Annotated in this window: 4 protein-coding genes; 3 read left to right on the forward strand and 1 reads right to left on the reverse strand. The window is 70.7% G+C overall.

Features of this window, described 5'->3' with window-relative positions; all coding sequences use genetic code 11:
• Positions 1 to 86 precede the first annotated feature (86 nt).
• Positions 87 to 791: an HAD-IB family phosphatase gene (locus FJ251_14740; protein ID MBM4118961.1), complete on the forward strand. Its 705-nt coding sequence runs from the start codon at positions 87 to 89 to the stop codon at positions 789 to 791.
• On the opposite strand, the gene FJ251_14745 is transcribed toward FJ251_14740, so the two are convergent.
• On the reverse strand, positions 762 to 1,649 hold the full coding sequence (locus FJ251_14745) for a hypothetical protein (GenBank protein ID MBM4118962.1): 888 nt from the start codon (positions 1,647 to 1,649) through the stop codon (positions 762 to 764). The two genes, FJ251_14740 and FJ251_14745, sit on opposite strands and share 30 nt — an antisense overlap.
• Before the next feature lie 141 nt (positions 1,650 to 1,790).
• On the opposite strand from FJ251_14745, the gene mqnE reads away from it, so the two are divergent.
• The gene (gene mqnE, locus FJ251_14750; GenBank protein ID MBM4118963.1) at positions 1,791 to 2,873 is read left to right on the forward strand and encodes an aminofutalosine synthase MqnE; all 1,083 of its coding nucleotides are present in this window, start codon (positions 1,791 to 1,793) and stop codon (positions 2,871 to 2,873) included.
• On the forward strand, positions 2,864 to 3,307 hold a 444-nt coding region (locus FJ251_14755), incomplete at its 3' end, for a radical SAM protein (GenBank protein MBM4118964.1). The genes mqnE and FJ251_14755, both read left to right, overlap by 10 nt.

Genomic DNA, 3,307 nt, shown 5'->3' on the forward strand with positions numbered 1-3,307 from the left:
GGTTGCCGGAACCGGCAAGTCTAGCGCCGCGGCGGGGGCGGCGCAAGCGCCCGGCCAGGCGCCCGCGGGCAGCCAGGCGGAGATGGATGAGGATCAGCGTCTTCACGGATTTCGACGGCACGATCACGGCCGAGGACACGCTCGTCCACCTGCTCGACCACTATGTGGGCCCGAGTTGGCTCGAGATCGAGCGGCAGGTGGAGGCGGGCACGCTCACCGAGGAGCAGGGCCTGCAGGATGAGGTGGCGCTGCTCCGCGCGCCCTTCGCGGAGGCCGTGGAGAGGGTGCTGGCCGAGGTGCCGGTCGATCCGGGCTTCGCCGGCTTCGTGCGCTTCTGTCGGGAGCGAGAGTGGCCGCTGGCGATCCTCTCGGGCGGCCTCGCGCCGCTGATCCGTGCGGTGCTGGAGCGCGAGGGGCTGGGCGGCGTGCCCTTCGCGGCGAACCACCTGGCCTTCGACGCCGACGGCCGCTGGCGCGTGGTGCAGGCGGCGACGCCGCGCATCAACCGGCTGTGCAATCACTGCAAGAGCTGGCACCTCGCCGGGGCCGCGGCGGAGGGCGCGCGGACGATCTACATCGGCGACGGCACCACGGACCGCTGCCCGGCGGGGCGCGCGGATCTCGTCTTCGCGAAAGGGGGCCTGGCCGCCTGGCTAGCGGAGCGCGGGGTCGCGCACGAGCGTTTCGCGGGCTTCGCCGAGATCGAGGCCTGGTTCGACTCGCCGGCGGGTCTGAAGTGGGTGTTGGACCGGCGATCGGCGCTACTGCGCGAAGCGCGTGACGATCCCTGACCCGTAGCGCTCCACCCTGGCGAGGTAGGTCGACAGCGGCACGCTCTCGATGCGCCCGCCGGTGTACTCGCCGGGCAGCGCACTGCTCGCCGCGTGGATCAGGCGCCGCTCGCCCTTCTCGACCACCACGATGCCGATGTGCCCGATCACGATGCCGAGTTCTTCGCGCTGCTTGCGGGCGCCGGGATGGGTGGGATCGGTCACGAACCAGACGATATCGCCTTCATTCAACTCGTCGGCGACAAGCGCCGCCTCGGGCACGGCGAGGAAGCTGCCCGCCGGGTAGCGGCTCGAGCCCACGGGATCAGGCCGCGCGCCGCTCAGCGAGGCGGTGACATCCGCGCCCCAGTGGCCGCTCCTCACCATGTCGAGGCTGTAGTCGAGATGCTCGGGGCGATCGTAGTCCACGCGGCCCTCGGCGTCGGTCAGCGAGTCGAGCGGCGCGCCGGCGAAGCGCGTGGCGAGGGCGATGCGCAGGGCGTCCTCGTGGTCTCGCGCGCGGGCGAGTTCGCAGCAGCGATAGAGCAAACTCACGCAGTCCTGCCGGTGATCGCTGACCAAGAGCCCCTCCGCCACATAGCCGCCCGGCTTGAGGCCGAAGCGGTACTCGCTCGCCGGATCGGCGAGGAAGCGCCGCGCCCAGCGGCCGATGCGCGCTCTCGTGGGTAGGGTCTGCTCGGCGGCCAGGATGGAGTCCATCGCCGCCGGCGCGAAGAGCGCCCCGGGTGCGTTGCGAGCGGCGAGTGCGGAGGGCAGTGGCGCGGCGGCGCTCGCGGCGGGGGAGGCGTCGGGCGCGCGGCTCGCGCCCGCGCAGGCGGCCAGCGCGAGCAGCAGCGGCAGTCCGAGGGTCGTTCGCATGTGCGCAGGCTAGGCGGCCGCGCGCGATCGGTCAAGCGAGGCTTCGCAGAGCCGGTGGTCCGAAACCGGTGGGCGGCGCCGCGCGCGCTTGTCGCGCTCGGCGGCCCCGTCTATATTCAGCCCACTCATCAAGGGGATCCGATGTCGCTAGCCGCCATCCACGCCAAGGTTGACGCCGGCGAGCGCCTCACGCGCGAGGACGCGCTGGCGCTCTACACGACCGAGGACCTCTTCGCCCTCGGCCGCCTCGCCGACCAGGCGAACCGCGCGAGGAACGGCGACAAGGTCTACTTCAACATCAACCGGCACCTGAACCCGACCAACCTGTGCATCTACGCCAAGAACTGCACGTTCTGCTCCTTCGCGGCCACGACGAAGGATCCGCGCGGCTACACGATGAGCACTGAGGAGATCCTGGAGGCCGTGGCCGGCATGGAGGCCGCGGGCGCCACCGAGATCCACATCGTCGGCGGCATCCACCCGCGCCTCAAGTACGACTGGTACCGCGGGATCATCGCGACGCTGCACGCAGCGCACCCGGCCGTGCACCTGAAGGCCTGGACCGCGGTCGAGATCGACCACTTCACCAAGCTCACCGGCTGGAGCGTGGCCGAGGTGCTCGCGGACATGCGCGCCGCGGGCCTGGGCAGCCTGCCCGGCGGGGGCGCCGAGATCTTCCAGGAGGAGATCCGCGAGAAGCTCTGCGGCCGCAAGTCCTGGACGGGCCGCTGGCTCGAAGTCCACGAAACCGCTCACGGCCTCGGCCTGCGCTCCAATGCGACGATGCTCTACGGCCACATCGAGAGCCTCGAAGACCGCGTCGACCACATGGCCCGCCTGCGCGACCTGCAAGACCGCACCGGCGGCTTCATGGCCTTCATTCCCCTGGCGTATCACCCAGAGAACAATCCCCTGCCAGTCGCCACCTTCACGACCGGCCTGGACGACCTGCGCACCCTCGCCGTCGCGCGCCTCTTCCTCGACAACTTCGCGAACATCAAGACCTACTGGATCATGGTCAGCGAGAAGCTCTCGCAGCTCGGCCTCTGCTTCGGGGCGAATGACATCGACGGCACCGTGGTGCGCGAGCGGATCACGCACGACGCCGGCGGCCTGACCCCCGAGCACATCCCGCAGGACGAGCTGGTGCGCCTCATCACGAAGGCGGGGCGCAGGCCCATCGAGCGCAGTACCACCTACGAGGAGATCCGGGCATGGCAGTAGGCCCCGCGCAGGAGTCGCTGGCCGCGCTGCTCGCCCGCGCGGCGGCCGGCGGGCGCCTGAGCCCCGCCGAAGGGCTGCATCTGTTCGAGGCGGCCGACCTGCTTGCCCTCGGCGAGGCCGCCGACCGGCGGCGCGCAGCGCTCCACCCCGAGCGGCGGGTGAGCTTCATCCTCGATCGCAACATCAACTACACGAACGTCTGCAACGTGTACTGCAAGTTCTGCGCCTTCTACCGCGCCCCGGGGAAGCGGGACACCTACCTGCTCACGCGTGAGGAGCTGGCCGAGAAGATCGAGGAGACCCTCGCCGTCGGCGGCACGCAGATCCTCATGCAGGGCGGCGTGCACCCGGACCTGAAGATCGACTGGTACGAGGAGCTGCTCGCCTGGATCAAGGCGCGCTACGCCATCCACCTGCACGCCTTCAGCCCGATC

Source organism: bacterium (genome assembly GCA_016873475.1).
GTDB lineage: Bacteria > Krumholzibacteriota > Krumholzibacteriia > JACNKJ01 > JACNKJ01 > VGXI01.